Below are 22,030 nucleotides of genomic sequence, written 5' to 3'. Positions count from 1 at the left end.
TATGAAATCAAAAAGAGCATACATAAGTAATGGCTGAAAACAAGGATTTTTTCGATCAGGTGTATCAAGTTGCCAGACTAATACCAAAAGGTAGAGTGACATCTTACGGAGCAATTGCTAAATACCTGGGTGCAGCTAAAAGCTCTAGAATTGTAGGATATGCTATGAACAGTTCCTTTTCATTGAAGAATGTACCTGCGCATCGTGTTGTGAACAGAAATGGTTTGTTAACTGGAAAGATGCACTTTGAAAATCCCGATAAAATGCAACAATTATTGGAAGCAGAAGGAATTAAAGTGAAAGATGATAAAATTCAGGATTTTAAAAGTGTTTTTTGGGATCCTATGATAGAGCTGCTTTAACATTAGACTTCTTTATTCTTAGTAAGTACAAGCCAATAAAAGTAAGCAGACCATTTAACACTAAAATTTCGAAGCCAAATTTATACCCACATAACCAGGCCTCGGAATTAGCATTGATAATGTAGCTCATAACTGGAGCAGCCAGGCAAACCAAGGGCACGCTGTTGTCCTTCAACTGAAATTTTGTGAATAAACCAAACGCAAAAAGTCCAAGAATAGGACCATAGGTATAACCGGCTGCCACAAAAACAGCTGTAATAACGCTTTGATCATTAATGGCTTTAAAAGCTAGTACAACCAAGAATAAGATTACTGAAAATACCAGATGCACTCTAATCCGCACCTTTTTATTGATAGGCTTATCTGATTTACCCAGCCCCAGAAAGTCAACGCAGAAAGAAGTTGTTAAAGCTGTTAAGGCAGAATCAGCACTTGAATAGGCTGCAGCAATAATTCCTAAAAGAAATACCACACCAGCTAAAAGCGGAAAATGATTTAATGCCAATAAAGGATAAAGATCATCTGTTCTTGCTGGAAGTGCAATTTGCATATTCTCAGCATAAATATAAAGTAATGCTCCCATGCTCAGAAAGAAGAAATTAACTATCACAAGTACTACACAAAACCAGAACATATTCTTTTGAGCATCCTTAAGACTTTTACAAGTCAGGTTCTTTTGCATCATATCCTGGTCAAGGCCAGTCATCACTATCGCAATAAAGGCTCCACTTATAAATTGCTTGAAGAAGTTTTGACCACTATTAGCATCCCAAACAAATATTTTTGAATATTCAGAAGTTTTCAACTCATCAGCAAGAGAAACCCAACTCATGTCAAGCGCATCTTTTATCAAATAGATACTAGCAACCACCGCCAGAATCATAAAAAGGGTTTGAAGCGTATCGGTCCATACAATTGTTTTAATCCCTCCTCTAAAAGTATAAAGCCAAATAAGGGCAATAGTGACTGCCACTGTAATCGAAAAAGGCCAATTATAGGCATCAAAAATCGCTAATTGCAATACACCTGCCACCAAAAAAAGTCTAAATGAAGAACCTACAATTCTCGATAGTAAAAAGAAAAAGGCTCCGGTTTTATAAGAATAGAATCCAAAACGCTCTTCCAAATAAGCATATATGCTTATTAGATTAAGTCTATAATAAAGAGGAAGTAAGACAGTTGCTATCACCAGATAACCTACCAGATAACCAAGTACAACTTGAAAATAAGAAAAGGCAGTATTGCCAACTTCACCAGGTACACTTATAAAAGTTACGCCAGATAAAGATGCACCAATCATTCCGAACGCCACTAAGTACCAGGGCGATCTTCTGTTAGCTGTAAAGAATGTTGTATTGTCATCATTCTTTGAGGTAAAATGAGCTATCACCATTAAAACAGCGAAGTAGCACACGATAATTAAAATTACCAGTTGAGGATTCATTCAGGAAAAGATTAGTCAGAAATCGAAATTGTGGAAAAATTTGTACTTTTGCATACGATTGACTGAATTTTATAACATTCAAATCTGTTAGCGGTTATACAACATTATGGAGTATATGTCTCAACATCAGTATAAAGAAGAAAACGAAGTACTCGAAACAATTTCTGATGAAGAAATTAATGACTTGGTTGTCTATAATGATGATGTAAATACTTTTGATCATGTGATTAATACACTTATTAAAGTGTGTAAGCACGATTCTATTCAAGCAGAGCAATGTACCTGGCTCATCCATTATAAAGGTAAATGCGCTGTTAAAAAAGGTTCATTTGTTGAACTCATTCCTTTTAGAGAAGGCATAGTTGATGCAGGAATTAATGCGGAGATTGAGTAAATGCAATTTTCTTCTAAACTAATTGAAAAGGCAGTTGATGAATTTAGCAAACTTCCCGGAGTGGGGAAAAAGACTGCCCTTAGGCTAGTACTGCACCTTTTAAAGCAAGACACTTCTCAAACCATAGAGTTATCCGAAGCCTTAACAGACTTAAGAAAAAACATTAAATACTGTAAAAAGTGCTTCAACATTTCTGATGATGATATATGCAACATATGCGCTAGTCATAGAAGAGACCAAAGTTTAATTTGTCTGGTTGAAGATACTAGAGACGTTCTAGCCATAGAAAACACTTCGCAGTACAATGGATTATATCATGTTTTGGGCGGCATAATTTCGCCAATTGAAGGCATAGGACCAGATGACCTTAATATTTCTGAATTGTTAGACAGGGTTACAGGAGAATCAGCTGAAGTAAAGGAGGTAATTTTTGGTTTATCCCCAACCATGGAAGGTGATACCACTACCTTCTACATTAGCAAAAAACTAAAACCTTTGGGTATTAAAACCAGCACCATTGCAAGGGGAATTCCCATTGGAGGCGAGCTGGAATATGCTGATGAAATCACACTCGGACGAAGCATTGTAACCAGAACGGCTTACGAAATAGGTGAGTAAATAAAAAATCAGATATTTTCTTTAATCTTCTTAAAGAATTGATTTTCAATTATTTAATAAACTAATATAGTAACCCAACACTACTTATTTATATCCTTTAATTCATTTTGGCACTATCCTTGGAAGTTAGTTAGCAACACCAAACAATAAATGTTATGAAGAAGCTAATTTTACTTTCGCTAAGTGTTTTTTTAGGCTTACAGCTTGCTGTTAGTACTTCAGCAAAAGCACAAAATTTTCAAATTGTAGCTTCATTTGGTTCAACGCATCATTGGGGAGTACCAACTGCTATAGTTTATGAGGTAGACTATTTTTACCCTTACCACAGATTTGTTCATGTGAATAGGTATTATTCTAGAAATGGCAGACATCTATTTTTCAATGTGTTGCTTGAAGATCACGGACATTTTGTGGAGTTGACTTTTAACAGACAAGGAAGAATAGTTAATAGAAATTTCTTTAATAATTATCCTTTAGTGAATCATATATGTTCTTCACATTGTGGATATCACAGTAACTACTACTATCAACAAAGGGTAGTTTGTCATGCTCACAACCACGGAGGTCATAACCATATTAATTGGAGACAAACACCTAGACAAGTAAGGTACTCAAGACCTGCTAATACAAGAGTTGCTTATAATCATCATAGAAACTCAAGCTATAGAGGGGCAAATAAAGGTTACAGAGTTGAAAGAAACGATCATAGAGGTCAAGACAATAGAAGAAATTATGCTAATAGAACAGATTTTGACAAACCTAAAAGAGGTAATTCTGACAGAATAGGTAATGGTAGATCATCAGAAAGATCAGCTGTTGTGAGAAATTCAAGTACCAGAAGCTCTAGCAGGGTAGCAAGTGCTAGTTCAACCAGAAGCTCAACCTCTAGAAGTAGTTCTGACAGATCAAGTACTTCATCAAGAAGTGCCTCAGGCAGAAGTTCAAGAAATTAATAGTAAGTAAATAGGTTAATAGGTTTAGGTTTAAAGCATCCTTCAATTGAGGGGTGCTTTTTTTATGCCCGATTAATTTTTGACTCATATAGTTCAATCCACTGCTGCGGTGTCATTTTCTCTGCAAGTTCTGCTATTAAATCAAAAGGAATATTTTTTATATTCTTAAACCTGATACAACTTTTTCCCATATCCAGTTTAGTAGGAACCTGTTTTGCATACTCCTCCTTAAACCATTCCAACAAGTCAGCACTAGCATAAATACCTGAATGGTATAAGGCGATGAAATTTTTCTGTGAAGCGAGGTTTATAAAAGGGAGTGGTAATTCCGGATTAACATGGTATCCTTTAGGATATAGCTCATGTGGCACTACATAGCCTAACATGCCATAACTCATTTCCTCTTTGAAACCTTCAGGTAGTTTCTCTTTTAAAATATTTCTAAGCCTACTAACGGCCAACCTTCTTTCTTCAGGAAGCTCGTTAATATACTGTTCGGGTGTTTTAGCAGCTGATTGCATCGTTTAGAAATTAGGCATAACAAACCATAAAATAATATAAACAAGTAATCCTGGAAAGCCAGCACTGAAAATGGATAAAAGCGCATAAATCAATCTAACTTTTGACTTATCCCATCCATAATATTCAGCAAGGCCTGCACAAACTCCTGCTACTACTTTATCGTCTGATCTTTTTAATCTATTAATCATGTCTTTTCAATTTATGCAAAATAATTCAATTGGTATGCCAGCATCGAAAGATGCTTTCAGGTGATTTCTGTGGTGGTTTTCATTTTAAACTGACCATAAATGAACACCACTATTTAAAAAACTGAACGCTCACAAAAAATATTATATTTGTGATTTGATTAAAGACTAGCTACTCATTAAAGAATTCAAATACTATAAAGGCCTGAAATAAATAAAATGACTTATAGCCAAAAAAACTTCATCTATAGATTTATTAAGCTATTCATTAGCATGGGCTTCTCATTTTCTTTTAGAAATATAATTACCACAGGGTATAAAAAAGTAAAGAAGGACAAACCTGCCATCTTCGTTGCTAATCACCAAAACACCTTTATGGATGGTGTGCTAATGGTTTATACAGGAGGGCAGAGCAATCCTAATATTTTGGTAAGAGCAGATATTTTCAAGTCTAAGATGACCTACAATTTACTCTCAGCCATTAAACTTATGCCTATTTACAGAAGAAGAGATGGCGTTAACACAGTCTCAGAAAATGAACAAATATTTGAGCAGTGTTACGAAATTTTTGATCATAAAGGAGTAGTAGCATTATTTCCTGAAGGGAATCATGCATTTCCGAGGCGTTTGAGAGCAGTACAAAAAGGTGCGGCACGAATTGCCTTTCAGGCGGAAGAAAGAAAAGACTTCGATTTAAACTTATCCTTAATACCAGTAGGCCTACATTATGAGAACCATACAGAAAAATGGCATGATGTACATATTCATTATGGGGATGCTACTTTAATCAAGGATTATAAGTCTGTTTATGAAGAAAGTCCTCAGAAGGCTTTCAAGCAAACTTCTGACATCATCAGAGAAGGTATAAGCAGTGAGATGATTGACATTAAATGGGGAGAGGAAATTGAACTATTCGAACAGATTAGAGCCTTGTTAAAGCCTGAGTTTAAAGAGCAGGCTAAATACGATAAATCCCTTGTTCATACTGAAAATAATGCCATAGCAAAGATCACATCCGTACTTCAAGAAAATGAAACCGAGAAAGCAGAGATTAAGGAGGATGTGAATACTTTATTTAGTGAATATAAAAAAGCAGGCATCAATACTTATTATAATGTTAGTAAACCCAACCTATTCAGGCTATTATACCAGAGCGTTCTTTTAGTTTTACTAGCTCCCATTTTTGCAGTTTTTAAATTAATTACTGCTATACCTGAATTCATCATTGAATCTTTAGTGATTAAAAAAGTAAAAGATATTACCTGGCACTTATCGCTGAGGTTTAGCATTGCTGCCTTTCTTTATCCAATCTTTTTTGCTTTGGTTTGGCTAATTTTGAGGTTAACAATTGGTGCTTTAGAAAGCAGCATCATTGTATTTACATTTCCACTAATTGGTGTAATCGGCTTAGAAACTAATTACATTTTTAGAAATGTACAGAATGGCTGGAAATTAATGAAGAGGCCTCAGCTAGCCTCTAGAAGAAAAGCTTTAGCTAAAAGGCTATTAGGAATGTTATAGATCATAATTTTAAGCAACGATCTTTTTACCTGACCAAAAATAAGACAAGGTCATACCTGAAATAATATGCCATATACCCCACCATCCGGCAACTATGGCCATGCCTCCAAGTCCATCAAAAAAATTGAAAATTAAGATGAGACCCAAACCAGAATTCTGGATACCTGTTTCTATCGAAATAGCCTTTCTATCTGCAGGGGGTAAACCAGCTACCCTTGCCATCCAGTAGGCTCCTAAAAAGGCAAATCCATTATGCAGTAACACCAATATGAAAATTACATCTATATAGCTGGTGAAATAATTGGCATTTTTTGAAAACGCAATAACCACAAATGCGCTGAAGATTAAGATAGAGATAATATTGATGGGTCTTCTTATCTTTTCCGTAATAGCTGGCTGATATCTATTGAACATCACTCCAAGACAAACCGGAATAAGAATGATATAAATGATGGTAGAAAACATGTCCCAAACATTCAAGGAAATAGCACTTTGAAGTGCTTCTGTTCTAGGAAGAAATGATGACCAAAAACTAAAACTGAAAGGGGTCATAACTATGGCGGCTGATGTTGTTAGTGCTGTTAGGCTTACGGATAAAGCCGCATTACCCCCGGCCAGTTTGCTGATAAAATTACTGATATTCCCTCCAGGACAGGCCGCTACCAGAATCATTCCTAAAGCAATGCTCGGCATTGGATTAAGCGTAAAAATGATCAGTAAGGTAATGATAGGTAGCAAAACCCATTGGGAAAGTAGCCCAACTATGGAAGCCTTCGGATGCAAAAGGATTCGTTTAAAGTCTTCAGCTTTTAAGTCAAGCGCCACCCCAAACATAATAAAGCCTAAGAGTATGTTAAGCAAAAACAAGCTACCTGAATCAAAATTCAGTACTACCTTATCTATATTTTCTTCCATAAATGATCGGTTGCAGGGTACAATATAAAAAAATGAAATCTAAATGACAGGTATTTATTATCGTGAAAAGGAATTATCGAAACAGCTTAGAACACCATCAACCACAGTAGTATTAATAACTAGCTAAAAAGTATTTAAAAGTTATGCACAATTGATATAGCTTTGCAGCAAATGGATAAAACTGAAAAGACTTTCACATTACAACAATTAGCCCTTCGAAACGGACAGGACAAAGATGATATATGGATAGCCTATTTAGGAACCATATATGATGTTACTGATTCAAGGTTATGGAGAAATGGAAAGCATTATGAGCATTGGGCAGGTCAGGATTTGACATCTGAGTTAAAAGATGCACCACACACTGAAAAAGTATTTGAGAGGCTTAAAATAGTTGGCAAGCTAAAGCTTTGATAATTCAACCAATACTTCAGAAGATGTCAAGTCACCAGCATCATCATATAGCAAGCTTTTCACTATTATCTGCCTGACAGGATCAACATAGATCTTCTCCCATCCCAAAGAATCTACAGAATAGCGTTTTTCAAAAGCGTAGACAGAATCCAGCGTTAAGGATCCTCTTTTATAAACAACTTCCATATCTTTTAGACAAATATTATAATTACCTAATTCGTCAGATCCTGACCAACATTCGTTTATTGACCCTAATTTAAACACCATGTTATCCAAAATCATCAGATTCTTCTTATAGTAAGCTTCTAATATCTCAGTAGGTACATCTGTTGCCTCTTCCTTTGTTTTGAGGCCTTCATAAACAAACCAATGATTCAAGTGATTAGCATCAAATTCTTTCACCACTATCTTTTTGAAGTTTGTCTCTCCATTGCTCTTCTTATTAATTTCATATGTAAGTTCCACTCTATCCTGACGAGCATTTGTGTATGAAATCAATATAAATGGAATAACGAAGAAGGTGAATATGATATAAACAAATCCCAATATTCTCGCATCATTGGCTCTTCTCCCAAAATTTCTTGCAAGGTTGACTGGTATCTTTCTTATAAAAGGGAAAGGTAGAAAAATCAGAACGCCAAAAAGGTTGAATAATAAATGAACCAATGCAATACTAATGGCAGCTTCAGATTTGAATGTTGCAGCAATTAATGCTGTTAACGTTGTGCCAACATTTGCTCCCATTATAAAAGTAAAGGCTTGCTTTAACTTAATTTTTCGCGTAGCTACAAATGGAACGATAACCGATGTAGTTACCGAACTCGACTGAATACCTGCAGTTATAGCTGCCCCCCAAAGAAATGATCTGTAAGGTCCACCAAAGAAATAGCGCTGTAATACTTCTTTTGAACCTCCTGTTATAGTCTTATATAAGATTTTCGATATAACCTTTATTGATAATGCCAGTATGGCAAAGGCCAGAATAGACAGAATAATTGGAAAAGGGAACAAGCCTGTGATCCAATCTATAATGGGTCTGGTAAATACTGAATAACCATATTCACTCTGAATACTTCCATAGTTATTCCCAACTATTAAAGTAGAAATTGAAGATGACAAATTAGTCAGCAAACCATAATAATACTCTAAGGGAAATAGAATGGCGACCACCAGGATATTGAAAAAATCATGGACTACCCCAGCTGAAAGCGCTTTTCTGAACTCTTCTTTTTTAGTGATGAAACTTAATGAAACCAAAGTACTTGTTAGTGTTGTACCAACATTTGCCCCCATAATCATAGGAATAGCCTCACTTAAACCAATAGAGCCAGAAGCAACAATAGCCACCACCATAGAAGTACTTGTACTACTGCTTTGTATTAAAGCAGTTATCAACAAACCAATAAATAAACCTATAAAAGGATTGGAAGTAAGCTGAAGAATAGATTCAACAACTTCCTTATTTAATAGCTTAAATGAATTACCAATTAAATCAATAGCTAATAGGAACAGAAAAAGACCTATGAGCAAGTAAAAAGCATTTTTCACAAGCCTAAAGCGCTTATTCTCCTTATGTGATAGTTGATTTTCGATCAGAATTTGCCTTGTTAATTAAGCCCACAAAAGTACGCTTCTATTTGCTGATAATAGCATCATGTATGTAAAGCTAATGTTAAGTTTTTAATGAAAAACCCGAATTCTGAGCCATATAACCACAATTTGGCGCGGCTGTAAGGCTTTTGATCAAAATTCACTTAAGTTTTCAAATTGATTAATTAGCTTTGCATGCTAGATAGTAAAATGAAACTGAGCACTTCGAAAATACATGGCTAAAAATTCATTCGAAAAATACAACAGGAGCCGACTAGAAGAGGTAACCTATCGCACTTTTGAAGTTGCCAGAAAGGAAAAAGCATTTATCACTTTTATAGCTGTGCTAACGTTTTTGTGTGGCATTTTCACCCCATACACAAACATTGCCATGTGGCTAGGCTTCGCAATGGCAGCCTATTCAGCTATTGCTAATGACAGTATTCAAACTATTGGTACCTTTATAGCATCCAACAGCCACAGAAAATGGTGGATTCTCTGGCTATTTATGGGCGTAATATTTCTTGCCACAGTTACTTATAGCTGGATTGTTTTTGACGGAGATGTAAGCCACCAACGTTTAGCCTCCAAAGGTTTTAATGAGGCTCCTACTTCATTTAGCTTTTTACAATTAGCTGCACCCATATTGTTACTGGTATTGACCAGGCTAAGGATGCCGGTTTCTACTTCTGTATTATTATTAAGTGCTTTTTCAACACAGGCAAACTCTATTGGCAAGGTACTTAGCAAAAGTTTTACAGGTTATATTTTAGCCTTTTTTGTTGCCATTATAGTATGGCTACTAGTCCAGAAATTTGTATCAAAATATTTCCAAAAAAAGAAACCCGCTAAATTCTGGACCCCTCTACAGTGGATTACAAGTGGTGCTTTATGGTCTATATGGATATCTCAAGATGCAGCAAATATTGCTGTATACTTACCGAGAAGCCTAGATATATATCAATTCATCGCCTTTTCAGGATTTATCTTTCTTGGATTAGGCGTTCTATTCTATCTTAAAGGAGATAAAATTCAAGGCATAGTAAATGAGAAATCTGGTGTGACAGATGTTAGGGCAGCCACAGTGGTCGATCTGGTTTACGCATGCTTGCTTTATTACTTTAAAGTGGTGAGTACTATTCCTATAAGTACAACTTGGGTGTTTATTGGCTTATTAGGCGGTAGAGAATTAGCTGTTGCCATTACCAAGAAAAGGTTGAAGAAGCGCAAAAAGTCTTTAAAGAAGGCTAGCCGTATGCTAGGGCGCGATTTGCTTTATGCCTCAATCGGATTAATTCTTTCTTTATTACTGGCTTTTGCTATTAACAGCGATTTGAGAGAGGAAATAATCGATACCGTTTCTACTGAAGTTTCTGAGTAAATAAACAAAGTGAATGTTTAGCTATTCAATTCCTGTATGGCTAACCAACTCATTAGTCCCATTCCAGTTTCCAAAGCCAAAGGATCAATATCGAAAGTTGGTGTATGAACAGAAGAGGTAATTCCTTTCGCTTCATTTCTAACACCTAAGCGGTAAAAGCAAGCATCTATTTCTTGTGAATAGTAAGCAAAATCTTCAGCCGCAAGCCATAAATCGAGTTCCTGAACATTTTCTTCTCCTAAGAACTCAATGGCTGCCGCACGTGATCTTTCAGTTAATTCAGGTTCATTTACCAGAAAAGGATAGCCCTTATGAATATCGAATTCACAGCTTCCACCCATGCTCTCTGCAATGCCTTCTGCCATTTTTTTCATTTTCTGATGAGCTGATGCGCGCCATTCTTCGTCCATCGTTCTGAAAGTGCCCTCTAAATACACTTCATTGGGTATTACATTAGTCGCTCCTTCAGCTATCACCTTCCCAAATGAGAGTACGGAAGGAACTTTAGGACTGGCATTTCTACTAACTATTTGTTGTAAAGCAGTTAGAATATGTGCTGTTATAAGCACGGGATCAACATTCATTTCAGGCATGGCACCATGTCCACCCTTACCTTTTACTTTGACATAGATTTCATCCGCACTAGCCATATACATTCCACTTCTGAAACCTACCTTACCAGCTTCAATCAATGGCATTACATGTTGACCAATAATATTGTCAACCTTTGGTTTTTCAAGCACTCCTTCTTTTATCATTAAGGAAGCACCTCCAGGGATTTTCTCCTCTCCCGGTTGAAAAATTAGCTTGACTGTACCTTCGAATTCATCTCGGAGAGTATTCAATATTTTAGCCGTACCCAATAAGGATGAGGTATGAACATCATGTCCGCATGCATGCATAACACCCTCATTTTTACTTTTGTAAGGCACTTGATTAGCCTCGTGAATAGGTAAGGCGTCAATATCGGCTCTTAATGCGGTTATTTTCTTTTCAGGATTATTTCCTTTTATAAGGGCGACTATTCCTGTATCCGCAACATCGGTTTCATGAGATATACCCCACTCACTCAACTTAGAGCTGATGAATTTGCTTGTATTATGTTCCTTAAAAGAGAGTTCAGGATTAGCATGTAGGTGTTCACGAATTGCTTTTATTTCGTCAAACTGGTCTTTAGCTAACTGCTTAATCTTCTCTTTTAATGCCATAAATTAATTGATGTAAATAGTGGTAGGTACCGATATTGCATTTGGAAATTTGGGCTTTAGCTTTAACAAAGTACGTTGAGCCTCAAGTTTTTCCGTAAATTTACCAACCCTCACTTTATAAATGGGCTGATTATACTCTACTCTGGTTCTAATTTCAGGTAAAACTGTAATAGCTGTATCTCTAGCCTGATAGGCTAAATCACTACTACTACCGCTATAAATTTGGATGGTAAGTCCACTTACAGATCGTATTGCCTTATTATTCTCAGCGAGCGTATCAAGCTTTGCATTTAACAAGCCTGTAACATCAGACTTTGCTAAATAATCTTCACTGGTTTCACGGAATGGAGTAGCAGCTCTTTTCTCTTCTAGGTTTTCTGGTTTGGGTCTATACTCGCTTAAGTCTTCTGAATAACTTAAGCTCGCTTTACCACCACTTGAGGATTGAGGGGTAGGCACACAGGCGTATGCCATAATGTTACCTACCAATATATATGATGCTATTCTAATCTTATTCATCAATTAATACGCATTTGTTGCCTTTAATATCCTCTTCAACAGTTTTAAACTTCACATCTTTCTTTACAGTACCATCGGTATATTGAACAGAAACCCGCTCATTTCTACCAACTATTTTTTCCGATTTCTTAGGCATCTGCTTTTCAACTGGTGGTCTGTTCTTGTCTTTTCCTCCACTTAAGATAGAAGCCGATTCTTCTTTGCTTTCCTGAAGCTTCTGTCTTTGCCTTTGAGCTGCCGCTGTACGTACCTGACTACTATCCTGAACAGGCAGATCAAGCTTCATTAAGAATGAAACGGTATCTTCATTTAGTTTACCAATGAAACGCTTAAATAACTCGAAACCTTCAAATTTATAAACCAGTAATGGATCTTTCTGCTCGTAAACAGCATTCTGCACCGACTGTTTCAAGTCATCCATTTCTCGTAAATGCTCTTTCCAGTTTTCATCAATAATGGCTAGCGTACAAATCTTTTCCATTGAAAGAATAAGATCCTTGCCTTCATTTTCAATGTTTTTAGCCAGATTAGTTACTACTCCAATTTGCTTTTTCTGGTCAGTAAAAGGCACCATGATATTTTCTACTGTAGCACCCTGAGCTTTATGAATTTCTTTTAGAATAGGTAAAGCCTTTTCTTTTATCTGCTCGTTTTTACGTTTATAATTCTCGTAAACCTCTTGGTAAAGCTTTTCAGTTAAATCGTTAGGGTTGGTCGCTTTGAATTCTTCTTCAGACATTTCAAAATCAATTCCTAAAGAACTTAGCACACTCAGTCTGAAATCGTCATAAGCATCAGCAACTTTTGCATTATTCACTATTTCTTCACAAACATCAAACATCATATTCATGATATCTAACTGAAGACGCTCTCCGTAAAGGGCATTTTTTCTCCGCTTGTAGATCACCTCACGCTGTGAGTTCATTACATCATCATACTCAAGCAGTCTCTTACGTGTGCCAAAGTTATTTTCCTCTACTTTCTTCTGAGCTCTTTCAATAGATTTGGAGATCATTGAGTGCTGAATTACTTCACCTTCCTCAAGTCCCATTCTATCCATTAGCTTGGCAATTCTATCAGAGCCGAAAAGCCTCATCAGGTTATCTTCCAATGAAACGAAGAATTGAGATGAACCAGGGTCTCCCTGTCTACCCGAACGACCTCTTAGCTGTCTATCTACACGTCTAGATTCATGACGTTCAGTACCCACAATAGCTAAACCACCAGCTTCTTTAGCCTCAGGAGTTAACTTAATATCAGTACCTCTACCAGCCATGTTGGTGGCAATAGTAACTGTCCCCGGCTTACCAGCCTCTGCCACTACATCAGCCTCTTTAGCGTGCTGCTTGGCATTTAGTACCTGGTGCTTAATCTTACGCATATTAAGCATACGGCTCAGAATCTCAGAAATTTCTACAGAAGTGGTACCTACCAATACCGGTCGGCCTGCTTCACGCATTTCTATGATTTCTTCAGTAACGGCATTGAATTTCTCCCTTACCGTTTTATATACTTTATCCTGCTTGTCGTCTCTAACAATTGGCTTGTTGGTAGGAATAACCACCACATCCAACTTATAAATATCCCAAAGCTCACCTGCCTCTGTTTCAGCTGTACCCGTCATACCAGAAAGCTTATGATACATTCTGAAATAATTTTGAAGGGTAATAGTAGCATAAGTTTGAGTGGCATCTTCCACCTTCACATTTTCTTTGGCCTCAATTGCCTGGTGAAGTCCATCAGAATACCTACGACCTTCCATTACACGGCCAGTCTGCTCATCAACAATTTTTACCTTGCCATCAACCAGAATATATTCTGTATCTTTCTCAAATAGTGAATAGGCTTTTAGTAATTGTGAAACCGTATGGATTCTCTCTGCTTTTACAGCATAATCCTTAATTACTTCATCCTTCTTTTTAAGGATCTCTTTATCTTCTAATGACTCATCATTTTCGATTTTGGCGATTTCAACACCTATATCAGGCAAAATAAAGAAGTCAGGATCTTCACCATCTCTGGTGATCAAGTCAATACCCTTCTCAGTAAGATCAATGTTGTTATTCTTTTCTTCTATGACGAAGTAAAGTGGATCATCAGCCTCTGGCATTAGCTTTGAGTTATCCGCTAAGTAAATATTCTCCGTTTTCTGTAGAATCTGGCGGATACCTGTTTCACTTAAATACTTAATTAATGGCTTGTGCTTAGGCAGACCTCTGTAAGCTCTGAAAAGTGCTAAACCACCTTCTTTTTCATCTCCCTCTTTGATCAGCTTTTTCGCATCAATCAGGTATTGAGCTACTAGTTTTCTTTGCTCGGTCACTAACTTTTCAACACGAGGTTTCAATTCATGAAATTCGTGTTCATCACCTTTAGGAACTGGTCCGGAAATAATCAATGGTGTTCTGGCTTCATCAATTAAAACTGAATCTACCTCATCGATCATAGCGAAATGGTGCTTACCCTGAACCAATTCTTTGGTTTCACGCGTCATATTATCTCTCAGATAATCGAAACCAAACTCATTGTTAGTACCGTAAACAATATCTGAACGATAAGCTTCTCTTCTTTCAGGAGAATTTGGTTGATATTTATCGATACAGTCAATGCTTATTCCATGAAACTGGAAAATTGGAGCCATCCATTCGGAGTCACGCTTTGCCAGGTAATCATTCACCGTTACAACATGTACGCCTCTTTTTGCTAATGCATTCAAGAAGGCTGGTAGTGTTGCAACCAAAGTTTTACCTTCACCAGTTGCCATTTCAGCCACTTTACCTTTATGCAAAGTAATACCACCAATCAGCTGCACATCATAATGCATCATATTCCAGGTTATCTGGCTGCCTGCAGCCTCCCATGTGTTATCCCAAAAAACCTTATCACCTTCCAGGTTAACATGAGGATATTTACCTGCCATCTGTTTATCAAACATGGTAGCAGTTGCTTCTAGCTGTTCATTATTCATGAACCTTCTGGCAGTTTCTTTAACTACTGCAAAAGCCAATGGAAGCACTTCTAAAAGTACCTCTTCCAGTTTTTCATTTCTATCTTCTTCTAAAGCATCAATTTGATTATACTGGCTTTCTTTCTCGTGCAAATCCATGTCAGGGTTTGCATCAATGTTTTCCTGAATAGCAGCTATCTGATCATCAACATCTTTCAGGTAAGCATTTATTCTTTCTATTATCTCATTGGTCTTGCCCCTCAGTTCATCATTGCTAATTGCTGAAAGCTTCTCGAATTCCTGGTTGATCTGGTCAACAACAGGAAGTACTTCTTTTATATCTCTATCGGATTTTGTTCCAAAGACTTTGGTAAGTCCTTTTGCTATAAAGTCTAACATTATATACTAAAAATATTAATTCAAATTTTGCTCTAATTTACACGCTTTTTTTGCGAAATCTAAGGTTTTAAATGATGATTGTTCCATCAAAAACCTTCTTTGCAGGTCCTTTCAAAAACACCTTCTCAGCTCTGTTCTTAATCAGTTCAAAAGAAACTTCTAGTTGGCCTCCAAGCGTATTTACCTTTACGGGAGAAGTTCCTCCATGTAAAGCGTGTGCTATTGCGCAAGCTGTAACACCAGTACCACATGAAAGCGTTTCATCCTCCACACCTCTTTCATAAGTTCTAACGGATATTTCTTCTTTTCCCTGCTTTTCTACAAAGTTTACATTTATTCCTTGCTCCTTAAAAGTAGGATTATAACGAATAGCTGCACCCTCATCTTTCACATGCTTTTCTTTAAGATTACTAGTGAATAGGACGTAATGTGGAGAACCAGTATTTATTTCATGGTGATTATCAAATGACTTAATGGCTTCAGGTGAAACATCCTGCATACTTAAGTTGACAATGTTACCAGAAATAGTAGCCGTATGAACTCCATCCGTTGACAAAAAAGTGGTTTCATGATCGATGATACCTAATTCCTTTGCAAACATTACAGCACATCTACTACCATTTCCACACATGCTCTGCGAACCATCAGGGTTAAAGAAAACCATCTCAAAGTCATAGTCTGGATGATCTTCAATAAGAATTAAACCATCAGACCCAACACCAAATTTTCTATTACAAAGCCTTACCGCTATTGATTCGTCCTTTCTATCAACTATATGATTTCTATTATCTATAACAACGAAATCATTTCCTGTTCCTTGATACTTATGAAACTTAATTTCCTGCATGTGATTAATTTAGCGAAAACAGCACCAAAAAGTTTTTATTGCCAGAATGGCATATTTTAACCAACCATTAAATGTGCCTTCGGATATTTATATCCTTTACCTGAGGTTCGGCTACTTAAAGCCAGCGCAAATGTAAGCGTTCCTACCCTTCCGATAAACATGGAAAGAATAATAATGACTCTGCCAGCCAAAGAAAGATTTGCTGTAATTCCAGTACTCAAACCGACTGTACCAAAAGCTGATACTTCTTCAAAAAGTAAATCCACGAATGGAATCTGGCTATCAGTTATTGTTAGCATAAATACTGCTATTAGATTAAGAAGCGCGGCAAAAAAGAAAATTGAGAGTGCTTTAAAAAGTAATTCTTTAGGGATGAATTTTTTTCCAATCTCTATTTTCAATCGTCCTCTTAAGGTGGCAAAAACCGAAGTAATCAATAAATAAAAGGTAGATGTTTTAATACCTCCACCAACTGATCCTGAACTGGCACCAATAAACATTAAAATCATTGTTAAAATGAGTGTTGGTGTTTTTAGTGCACCAATATCAATGGTATTAAAACCGGCAGTTCTGGCAGTTGCAGATTGAAAGAAGCTTGCAATCATACCTTCCATAAAATTTTTATCACCTAGTGCTGCATCACTTTCTAGTATGTAAATAATCAGTGTTCCACCAGCTAACAGGACGATAGAAGTATAAACTGCAATCTTGGTGCTCAATGCCCAATCTTTCCAAGGATTCTTGAATCGATCTCGCAAGTTTTTCACAGCAAATAAGTCCTGTATGGAAGAAAAGCCCAAACCACCCATAATTAAAGTAAGTGCCACAATGATGTGAAGCACATAACTGCTGCCCACACCTGTGTCAGCCAAGCCATTTGTAAAGAGGCTAAAACCAGCATTACAAAAAGCACTAACAGCATGAAAGGCTGAGTAGAAAATCCTTTGTCCTAATGAATCAAATTCAACGCCTGCTCCCCAAGTGAAAAATATCAAAATGAAGCTTATACTTTCAATGACAACCGTGATTCCTACAATCTGACGCAACATTCCTTTTGCAGAAAATAGAGATTCACTAATTAAAAAATCCCTAAGCATTAGTTGTTGCTTGATGCCCACACCACTTCTTAAGAAAGTAGCAAAGAAAGACGCAAATGAAATGATACCTAATCCACCGAGCTGGAAAAGTATCATGATTACGAATTGCCCTTTAGTAGTGAAGTATGTTGCTGTATCAACCACAATTAAACCAGTTACACAGCTGGCGCTTACCGATGTAAAAAGGGCATCCATAAATGGCATTGAACCTTGTTGAACTGTCATAGCTGGTAGCATAAGCAAGCCCGTACCAAACAGAATCAAGAGAATAAAACTATATATGAAAGTTCTTGCCGGCTTGGCTTTTAGCTTTGATAAAATTGTAGCTGCCTTTATACTTTCATATGATATGAGCACCAAGAAGTAAAAAGTGATGACACTCAGGTAAGCATCCTCATAATTTTTAAAGTCAAACTGCTCAGCAAACACTTCAATCAACCAATTGTCGAAAAAGTTATTGCTCAGCACATTTATAAAAATGATACTGACCAGTACCAATTCTAAAATATGCGTTCGCAAAAATTCTCGCCTTCTGAATGAGTATAGTAAGCGCACTAGAAAGGTTAGAAAGTATATTATAAGCACAATATCTAACCCAAGAAAAACCTGCTTGAGGTCTTCGTCTCTGGTTTCAAACCCAAAAACATAAAGCAATAAAACTGATGCCGTAAGCCAAATAAAAGCTTTTAGAGAGGAAATGGTGTTTAATACAGCGTTTCTGCTACCATAAATGGCATTATTTAATTTCTCAATGAGCAGATTCCTGAATTTTGAAAGCTTCATTTCTTAGGGTTGCAGGTTGTGTTTAATAGCTTCAGATAATAAACGATCTTTATTAATAGGTACTACACCTAATTCTTCACACACAATACCTCCTCCTAAATTTGACAAAGCGGCCGTGAAATCAGGTGACATAGCCAATGCCATGCATATACCCGCAATACTTACAACAGTATCGCCTGCGCCTGAAACATCAGAAATACTTCTTTTATGAGCGCCTATATGAAATTCTTTTTCCTGGCTTTTGATATAAACACCTTTTTCCGACAAGGTAGTCATTACGTACTTAGCAGAAAGCTTATCCAACAATTTTGAGGTGTTTAAAGACAGACTTTGCATATCATCTTTCGAAAAGCTCACATTAAGTCCTTCCTGCAATTCTTTCAGATTAGGCTTGAAAAGATCAACATTTTTATAATCAAAGAAATTGACCTTTTTAGGATCAACAACGGTTGGTTTATTATGCTTTTTAGCAGCCTCAACTACAGAAGCAATTAAGGAAGAAGTAATGGTGCCTTTATCATAATCCTCAAAAATAATGGCATCACAATCCGGAATTAGTACATTAATTTTTTGAACCAATTCTTCTTCTTCTTTTGAAGATAATCCGTTCAAAGATTCATCATCAATACGTAGCAAATGCTGAGAGCCGGAAAGCACTCTTTCCTTAACAGTTGTAATTCGACTTTTGCTACTTATAATCCCCTCGTTACTAATATCTCTTCTTTTCAGTAAATCTTGAAAAGTTTCACCATCAGTATCATCTCCGATTACGGCACATAATATTGGTTTAACACCTAGAGACTGGAGATTCAAAGCCACATTGGCTGCACCTCCTAGTCTTTTCTCTCTTGATTTCACATTAACAACCGGTACAGGCGCTTCAGGTGAAATTCTGCTTACACTACCCCATATGTACGCGTCAATCATAACATCTCCAATAACTAATATTTTCAAGTTATTGAAAGCATCAAAGAATGACTCTATGGAATTAAAAGACATATTATTTAAGCTTGTTCAATACAGCTTTCATTCTCTTAATGGCTTCCACTAACTCGTTGTCAGAAGCTGCGTATGAAAGACGTATACAATTTGGTGCACCAAACGCATCACCCGTTACGGTTGATACACTTGCTTCGTTGAGAATATGCATGGCTAAATCATTAGCATCAGTTATTGTGTGCTGGCCATCAGATTTACCAAAGAAATAACTCACATCAGGGAAAATATAGAATGCTCCTTTTGGCACATAGGTTTTAACACCTTCAATATCATTAAGCATGTCAATCACCATATCTCTTCTTTTATGATATACGGCTGTCATGTCTTTAGTAGGCTGTAAATCTTCAGTGATTGCGGCTAGTGCAGCGCGCTGAGCAATAGAACAGTTACCTGAAGTGATTTGACCCTGCACTTTTGAAGCTGCTTTTGCAATTGCAAGTGGAGCAGAAATATATCCTACTCTCCATCCCGTCATGGCAAAACCTTTGGAGAAACCATTAACGGTGATTGTTCTTTCAGCCATATCAGGTAATGAAGCCATGCTAAAATGACCTTCTTCAGTGAAATTTATGTGTTCGTAAATCTCATCTGCAATAACCATGATGTCGTGCTCTTTTACTACATCAGCTATTTCCTTCATTTCCTTTTCTGTGAATACTCCCCCAGTAGGGTTACATGGTGAAGAATAAAGAATAGCTTTAGTTTTATCTGTAATGGCTGCTTTTAATTGCTCTGCAGTAGGTTTAAAATCATTTTCCAAAGTACCGGTTATCATCACCGGAGTACCCTCTGCCAATTTAATAAGCTCTACATAACTCACCCAATAAGGAGCAAAAACTACTACCTCATCTCCAGGATTAAGCATGGCCAACATGATATTGGCAATAGATTGCTTCGCTCCATTAGAAACAACTATTTGCTCTGCAGAGCTAGGAATGCCATTTTCTTTTTGAAGCTTGTTAGCAATAGCCTCTCGTAAATCCTGATAACCAGTAACTGGCGGATAAGCAAAATATTTTTCGCTATCTATCGCTGCCTTTGCCGCTTCCTGAATGTGTTTAGGCGTTTTAAAGTCAGGTTCTCCTAAACTTAAACTTATAATGTCTACACCCTTTGATTTTAGCTCTCTGGCTTTAGCAGCCATTGCCAAGGTAGCAGACTCTGACATATTATTGATGCGCTCACTTAGTGGATAGTTCATAGCGTATTATTGCTTTTGGATTTAGAGAATAAAATGGCTTAATATTTTTTATGCGATGTTGTTGTAAACTGCCTGAACGTCATCATCGTCCTCAATTTTATCAATGAGCTTTTCAATTTCTTCCATTTGCTCATCGGTAAATTCTGTTGGAGTAGTTGGGTAACGCTTAAGCGAAGCATTTTTGACATCTATTTTAAGCTCTTCTAATTTTTTAGATAAGGAACCAAATTCGGTATAATCGCCATAAAGATATATAGAGCCCTCATTCTCTTCTATTTCTTCCAAGCCTGCATCTATCAACTCCAGTTCTAATTCTTCCAAATCCATTTCTTCAGTCTTCTCAAATTCGAAAACTGCTTTTCTATCGAACATAAATTCCAAAGAACCATTTGGCACTAAAGCACCGCCAATTTTATTAAAGTATGATTTGATGTTGGCAACTGTTCTGTTATTGTTGTCTGTAGCACACTCTATAAAGAGTAAAACGCCATGAGGGCCTTTTCCTTCAAAAGTAGTCTCCACGTAGTTCTCTGCTTCTGAACCAGATGCTCTTTTAATAGCAGCCTCAATATTATCTTTAGGCATATTCTGTGCCTTAGCATTCTGAATGGCTGTTCTTAATGCTGCATTCATTTCCGGATCAGGACCACCTTCTTTAGCGGCCATCGTTATAGTTTTACCTAGTCTTGGAAACAAACGAGACATCTTGCCCCATCTTTTCTCTTTCGCTGCTCTGCGATATTCAAATGCTCTTCCCATATTATAAAAGTTGTATTAGTGCAAAAATAAAAATAGAAATTGAACTTAGAGAGTTTTTCGTCATCAATATAATAATTAAAAATAGAGGCCTACTTAAGATTAAATTCACGCTTCATTATTAATTTAGCCTCAAATACAATTATTATGAGGAATTACTTACTACTTACTTTGTTTTTATTTATTGCCTTTTCATGTCAACAAAAAGCTGATGAGCACACTGAGGACCCAAAAGAAGCACTTTCTGCGCAGTTGGGAAATGCTGTATTATGGTTTCAACAATCAGCTGAAATGCAAGCTTCTTATCTGCAGGCATACAAACATGCTGAAATGTTGTTAAAGGCAAAACTCGATACATTTGACTCTCAACTGAAACCAGCGGTTATATTAGATATTGATGAAACGGTTTTGGACAATAGCCCTTATGAGGCACGCCTGCTTACTGTTGGTGGCACTTATGAGTCGGCAAGTTGGAAAGCCTGGTGTGAAGAAGCCAATGCCAATGCATTACCTGGAGCACTGGATTTTTTGAATTATGCTAAAAATAATGGAGTAGAAATATTTTATATCTCTAACCGCAAGGTAGAGGTGCTAACTCCTACAATTAAAAACCTGGAGCGTGTAGGTGCTCCACAGGCTGATTCAGCACATGTGATTCTAAGAACAACAACAAGCGACAAAACGGAAAGAAGAAATGCAGTTAAGAAATTACATGATGTGTTGGTTTATGTAGGTGATAACTTAACCGACTATGATGAGATTTACGCTGATAGGAAACAGGATTTAGGAAAGTTAATGGTCGGAAAAAATCAGGAAGAATTGTTCAATAATTTCATCATGCTACCAAACCCGATGTATGGCGAGTGGGAAGCTGCACTTTACGAAAATGACTTTAGCATTGCCGATTCATTAAAACTTGTTAAGCGAAGAGAAGCACTTTATTTAGCTGACTAAAAACTCTTAGTAAGTAATTTC

Annotated in this window: 21 protein-coding genes; 8 read left to right on the top strand and 13 right to left on the bottom strand. The window is 36.8% G+C overall.

Going from position 1 to position 22,030, the window contains the following annotated elements; all coding sequences use genetic code 11:
* Nucleotides 1–29: 29 nt before the first annotated feature.
* Nucleotides 30–362, top strand: a complete 333-nt coding sequence (locus JKP34_RS03850; protein WP_201917887.1) for an MGMT family protein — start codon at nt 30–32, stop codon at nt 360–362.
* Here JKP34_RS03850 and JKP34_RS03845 read toward each other — a convergent pair.
* On the bottom strand, nt 343–1,806 hold the full coding sequence (locus JKP34_RS03845; protein ID WP_201917885.1) for a sodium:solute symporter: 1,464 nt from the start codon (nt 1,804–1,806) through the stop codon (nt 343–345). The genes JKP34_RS03850 and JKP34_RS03845 overlap by 20 nt on opposite strands.
* Before the next feature lie 115 nt (nt 1,807–1,921).
* On the opposite strand from JKP34_RS03845, the gene JKP34_RS03840 reads away from it, so the two are divergent.
* The 3 genes from JKP34_RS03840 to JKP34_RS03830 all read left to right on the top strand — a co-directional run bounded on the left by JKP34_RS03840 (nt 1,922) and on the right by JKP34_RS03830 (nt 3,771).
* Nucleotides 1,922–2,200: an ATP-dependent Clp protease adaptor ClpS gene (locus JKP34_RS03840; protein WP_201919300.1), complete on the top strand. Its 279-nt coding sequence runs from the start codon at nt 1,922–1,924 to the stop codon at nt 2,198–2,200.
* Nucleotides 2,201–2,818, top strand: a complete 618-nt coding sequence (gene recR / locus JKP34_RS03835; RefSeq protein WP_201917882.1) for a recombination mediator RecR — start codon at nt 2,201–2,203, stop codon at nt 2,816–2,818.
* A 155-nt stretch (nt 2,819–2,973) separates the two neighbouring features.
* Nucleotides 2,974–3,771: a hypothetical protein gene (locus JKP34_RS03830; protein WP_201917880.1), complete on the top strand. Its 798-nt coding sequence runs from the start codon at nt 2,974–2,976 to the stop codon at nt 3,769–3,771.
* Nucleotides 3,772–3,833: 62 nt separating this feature from the next.
* Here JKP34_RS03830 and JKP34_RS03825 read toward each other — a convergent pair whose 3' ends face one another.
* Nucleotides 3,834–4,292 (bottom strand): DUF1801 domain-containing protein, encoded by a 459-nt coding sequence (locus JKP34_RS03825; protein WP_201917879.1) that lies wholly within the window; start codon nt 4,290–4,292, stop codon nt 3,834–3,836.
* 3 nt (nt 4,293–4,295) lie between these two features.
* A complete protein-coding gene (locus tag JKP34_RS03820) occupies nt 4,296–4,481 on the bottom strand; it encodes a PspC domain-containing protein (protein WP_201917877.1) in 186 nt (61 codons plus the stop codon).
* Nucleotides 4,482–4,697: 216 nt separating this feature from the next.
* Here JKP34_RS03820 and JKP34_RS03815 point away from each other — a divergent pair, with 216 nt between their 5' ends.
* Nucleotides 4,698–5,999, top strand: a complete 1,302-nt coding sequence (locus tag JKP34_RS03815) for a 1-acyl-sn-glycerol-3-phosphate acyltransferase (protein ID WP_201917875.1) — start codon at nt 4,698–4,700, stop codon at nt 5,997–5,999.
* Nucleotides 6,000–6,008: 9 nt separating this feature from the next.
* Here the strand turns inward: JKP34_RS03815 and JKP34_RS03810 are convergent, their stop codons facing one another.
* The gene (locus JKP34_RS03810) at nt 6,009–6,914 is read right to left on the bottom strand and encodes a bile acid:sodium symporter family protein (protein ID WP_201917873.1); all 906 of its coding nucleotides are present in this window, start codon (nt 6,912–6,914) and stop codon (nt 6,009–6,011) included.
* A gap of 171 nt (nt 6,915–7,085) precedes the next feature.
* Here JKP34_RS03810 and JKP34_RS03805 point away from each other — a divergent pair, with 171 nt between their 5' ends.
* Entirely contained in the window at nt 7,086–7,328 is a 243-nt protein-coding gene (locus tag JKP34_RS03805) for a cytochrome b5 domain-containing protein (protein WP_201917871.1), read from the top strand.
* On the opposite strand, the gene JKP34_RS03800 is transcribed toward JKP34_RS03805, so the two are convergent.
* Entirely contained in the window at nt 7,317–8,858 is a 1,542-nt protein-coding gene (locus tag JKP34_RS03800; protein ID WP_236664881.1) for a Na/Pi symporter, read from the bottom strand. The genes JKP34_RS03805 and JKP34_RS03800 overlap by 12 nt on opposite strands.
* 295 nt (nt 8,859–9,153) lie before the next feature.
* Here JKP34_RS03800 and JKP34_RS03795 point away from each other — a divergent pair, with 295 nt between their 5' ends.
* Entirely contained in the window at nt 9,154–10,299 is a 1,146-nt protein-coding gene (locus JKP34_RS03795; protein WP_201917867.1) for a hypothetical protein, read from the top strand.
* 17 nt (nt 10,300–10,316) lie between these two features.
* On the opposite strand, the gene JKP34_RS03790 is transcribed toward JKP34_RS03795, so the two are convergent.
* From JKP34_RS03790 to JKP34_RS03755, 8 genes are all read right to left on the bottom strand, one after another.
* Nucleotides 10,317–11,507: a M20 metallopeptidase family protein gene (locus JKP34_RS03790; protein ID WP_201917865.1), complete on the bottom strand. Its 1,191-nt coding sequence runs from the start codon at nt 11,505–11,507 to the stop codon at nt 10,317–10,319.
* Between the two features lie 3 nt (nt 11,508–11,510).
* A complete protein-coding gene (locus tag JKP34_RS03785; protein WP_201917863.1) occupies nt 11,511–12,026 on the bottom strand; it encodes an SPOR domain-containing protein in 516 nt (171 codons plus the stop codon).
* Nucleotides 12,019–15,372: a preprotein translocase subunit SecA gene (gene secA / locus JKP34_RS03780; protein WP_201917861.1), complete on the bottom strand. Its 3,354-nt coding sequence runs from the start codon at nt 15,370–15,372 to the stop codon at nt 12,019–12,021. The genes JKP34_RS03785 and secA overlap by 8 nt, the downstream gene beginning before the upstream one ends.
* Nucleotides 15,373–15,439: 67 nt before the next feature.
* Nucleotides 15,440–16,219 carry a diaminopimelate epimerase gene (gene dapF / locus JKP34_RS03775; protein WP_201917859.1) on the bottom strand — a complete coding sequence of 260 codons (780 nt, stop codon included), beginning with the start codon at nt 16,217–16,219 and terminating at the stop codon, nt 15,440–15,442.
* 56 nt (nt 16,220–16,275) lie between these two features.
* Complete coding sequence (locus JKP34_RS03770) at nt 16,276–18,099, bottom strand: TrkH family potassium uptake protein (RefSeq protein WP_201917857.1); 1,824 nt, start codon at nt 18,097–18,099, stop codon at nt 16,276–16,278.
* Nucleotides 18,100–18,102: 3 nt separating this feature from the next.
* Nucleotides 18,103–19,098: a bifunctional heptose 7-phosphate kinase/heptose 1-phosphate adenyltransferase gene (locus JKP34_RS03765; protein WP_201917855.1), complete on the bottom strand. Its 996-nt coding sequence runs from the start codon at nt 19,096–19,098 to the stop codon at nt 18,103–18,105.
* Nucleotide 19,099: 1 nt separating this feature from the next.
* Nucleotides 19,100–20,299, bottom strand: a complete 1,200-nt coding sequence (locus tag JKP34_RS03760; RefSeq protein WP_201917853.1) for a pyridoxal phosphate-dependent aminotransferase — start codon at nt 20,297–20,299, stop codon at nt 19,100–19,102.
* Nucleotides 20,300–20,347: 48 nt separating this feature from the next.
* Nucleotides 20,348–21,058 (bottom strand): YebC/PmpR family DNA-binding transcriptional regulator, encoded by a 711-nt coding sequence (locus tag JKP34_RS03755; RefSeq protein ID WP_201917851.1) that lies wholly within the window; start codon nt 21,056–21,058, stop codon nt 20,348–20,350.
* Between the two features lie 144 nt (nt 21,059–21,202).
* Here JKP34_RS03755 and JKP34_RS03750 point away from each other — a divergent pair, with 144 nt between their 5' ends.
* On the top strand, nt 21,203–22,009 hold the full coding sequence (locus JKP34_RS03750) for a 5'-nucleotidase, lipoprotein e(P4) family (RefSeq protein ID WP_201917848.1): 807 nt from the start codon (nt 21,203–21,205) through the stop codon (nt 22,007–22,009).
* Nucleotides 22,010–22,030: the final 21 nt, after the last annotated feature.

It is taken from the genome of Marivirga atlantica, from assembly GCF_016734805.1.
Classification (GTDB): domain Bacteria; phylum Bacteroidota; class Bacteroidia; order Cytophagales; family Cyclobacteriaceae; genus Marivirga; species Marivirga atlantica.
Note: the sequence above shows the minus strand (reverse complement) of the source record. Positions and strands in the feature narration are given on the sequence as shown.

Bases quoted from the DNA above. Each gene is read 5' to 3' on its own strand.
- JKP34_RS03785 (WP_201917863.1), bottom strand. From the start codon at position 12,026: ATGAATAAGATTAGAATAGCATCATATATATTGGTAGGTAACATTATG.
- JKP34_RS03795 (WP_201917867.1), top strand. From the start codon at position 9,154: ATGGCTAAAAATTCATTCGAAAAATACAACAGGAGCCGACTAGAAGAG.
- recR (WP_201917882.1), top strand. From the start codon at position 2,201: ATGCAATTTTCTTCTAAACTAATTGAAAAGGCAGTTGATGAATTTAGC.
- JKP34_RS03850 (WP_201917887.1), top strand. From the start codon at position 30: ATGGCTGAAAACAAGGATTTTTTCGATCAGGTGTATCAAGTTGCCAGA.
- JKP34_RS03820 (WP_201917877.1), bottom strand. From the start codon at position 4,481: ATGATTAATAGATTAAAAAGATCAGACGATAAAGTAGTAGCAGGAGTT.
- JKP34_RS03770 (WP_201917857.1), bottom strand. From the start codon at position 18,099: ATGAAGCTTTCAAAATTCAGGAATCTGCTCATTGAGAAATTAAATAAT.
- JKP34_RS03805 (WP_201917871.1), top strand. From the start codon at position 7,086: ATGGATAAAACTGAAAAGACTTTCACATTACAACAATTAGCCCTTCGA.
- JKP34_RS03790 (WP_201917865.1), bottom strand. From the start codon at position 11,507: ATGGCATTAAAAGAGAAGATTAAGCAGTTAGCTAAAGACCAGTTTGAC.
- JKP34_RS03765 (WP_201917855.1), bottom strand. From the start codon at position 19,098: ATGTCTTTTAATTCCATAGAGTCATTCTTTGATGCTTTCAATAACTTG.
- JKP34_RS03825 (WP_201917879.1), bottom strand. From the start codon at position 4,292: ATGCAATCAGCTGCTAAAACACCCGAACAGTATATTAACGAGCTTCCT.
- JKP34_RS03810 (WP_201917873.1), bottom strand. From the start codon at position 6,914: ATGGAAGAAAATATAGATAAGGTAGTACTGAATTTTGATTCAGGTAGC.
- JKP34_RS03760 (WP_201917853.1), bottom strand. From the start codon at position 20,299: ATGAACTATCCACTAAGTGAGCGCATCAATAATATGTCAGAGTCTGCT.
- dapF (WP_201917859.1), bottom strand. From the start codon at position 16,219: ATGCAGGAAATTAAGTTTCATAAGTATCAAGGAACAGGAAATGATTTC.
- JKP34_RS03845 (WP_201917885.1), bottom strand. From the start codon at position 1,806: ATGAATCCTCAACTGGTAATTTTAATTATCGTGTGCTACTTCGCTGTT.
- JKP34_RS03840 (WP_201919300.1), top strand. From the start codon at position 1,922: ATGTCTCAACATCAGTATAAAGAAGAAAACGAAGTACTCGAAACAATT.
- JKP34_RS03750 (WP_201917848.1), top strand. From the start codon at position 21,203: ATGAGGAATTACTTACTACTTACTTTGTTTTTATTTATTGCCTTTTCA.
- JKP34_RS03815 (WP_201917875.1), top strand. From the start codon at position 4,698: ATGACTTATAGCCAAAAAAACTTCATCTATAGATTTATTAAGCTATTC.
- JKP34_RS03830 (WP_201917880.1), top strand. From the start codon at position 2,974: ATGAAGAAGCTAATTTTACTTTCGCTAAGTGTTTTTTTAGGCTTACAG.
- secA (WP_201917861.1), bottom strand. From the start codon at position 15,372: ATGTTAGACTTTATAGCAAAAGGACTTACCAAAGTCTTTGGAACAAAA.
- JKP34_RS03755 (WP_201917851.1), bottom strand. From the start codon at position 21,058: ATGGGAAGAGCATTTGAATATCGCAGAGCAGCGAAAGAGAAAAGATGG.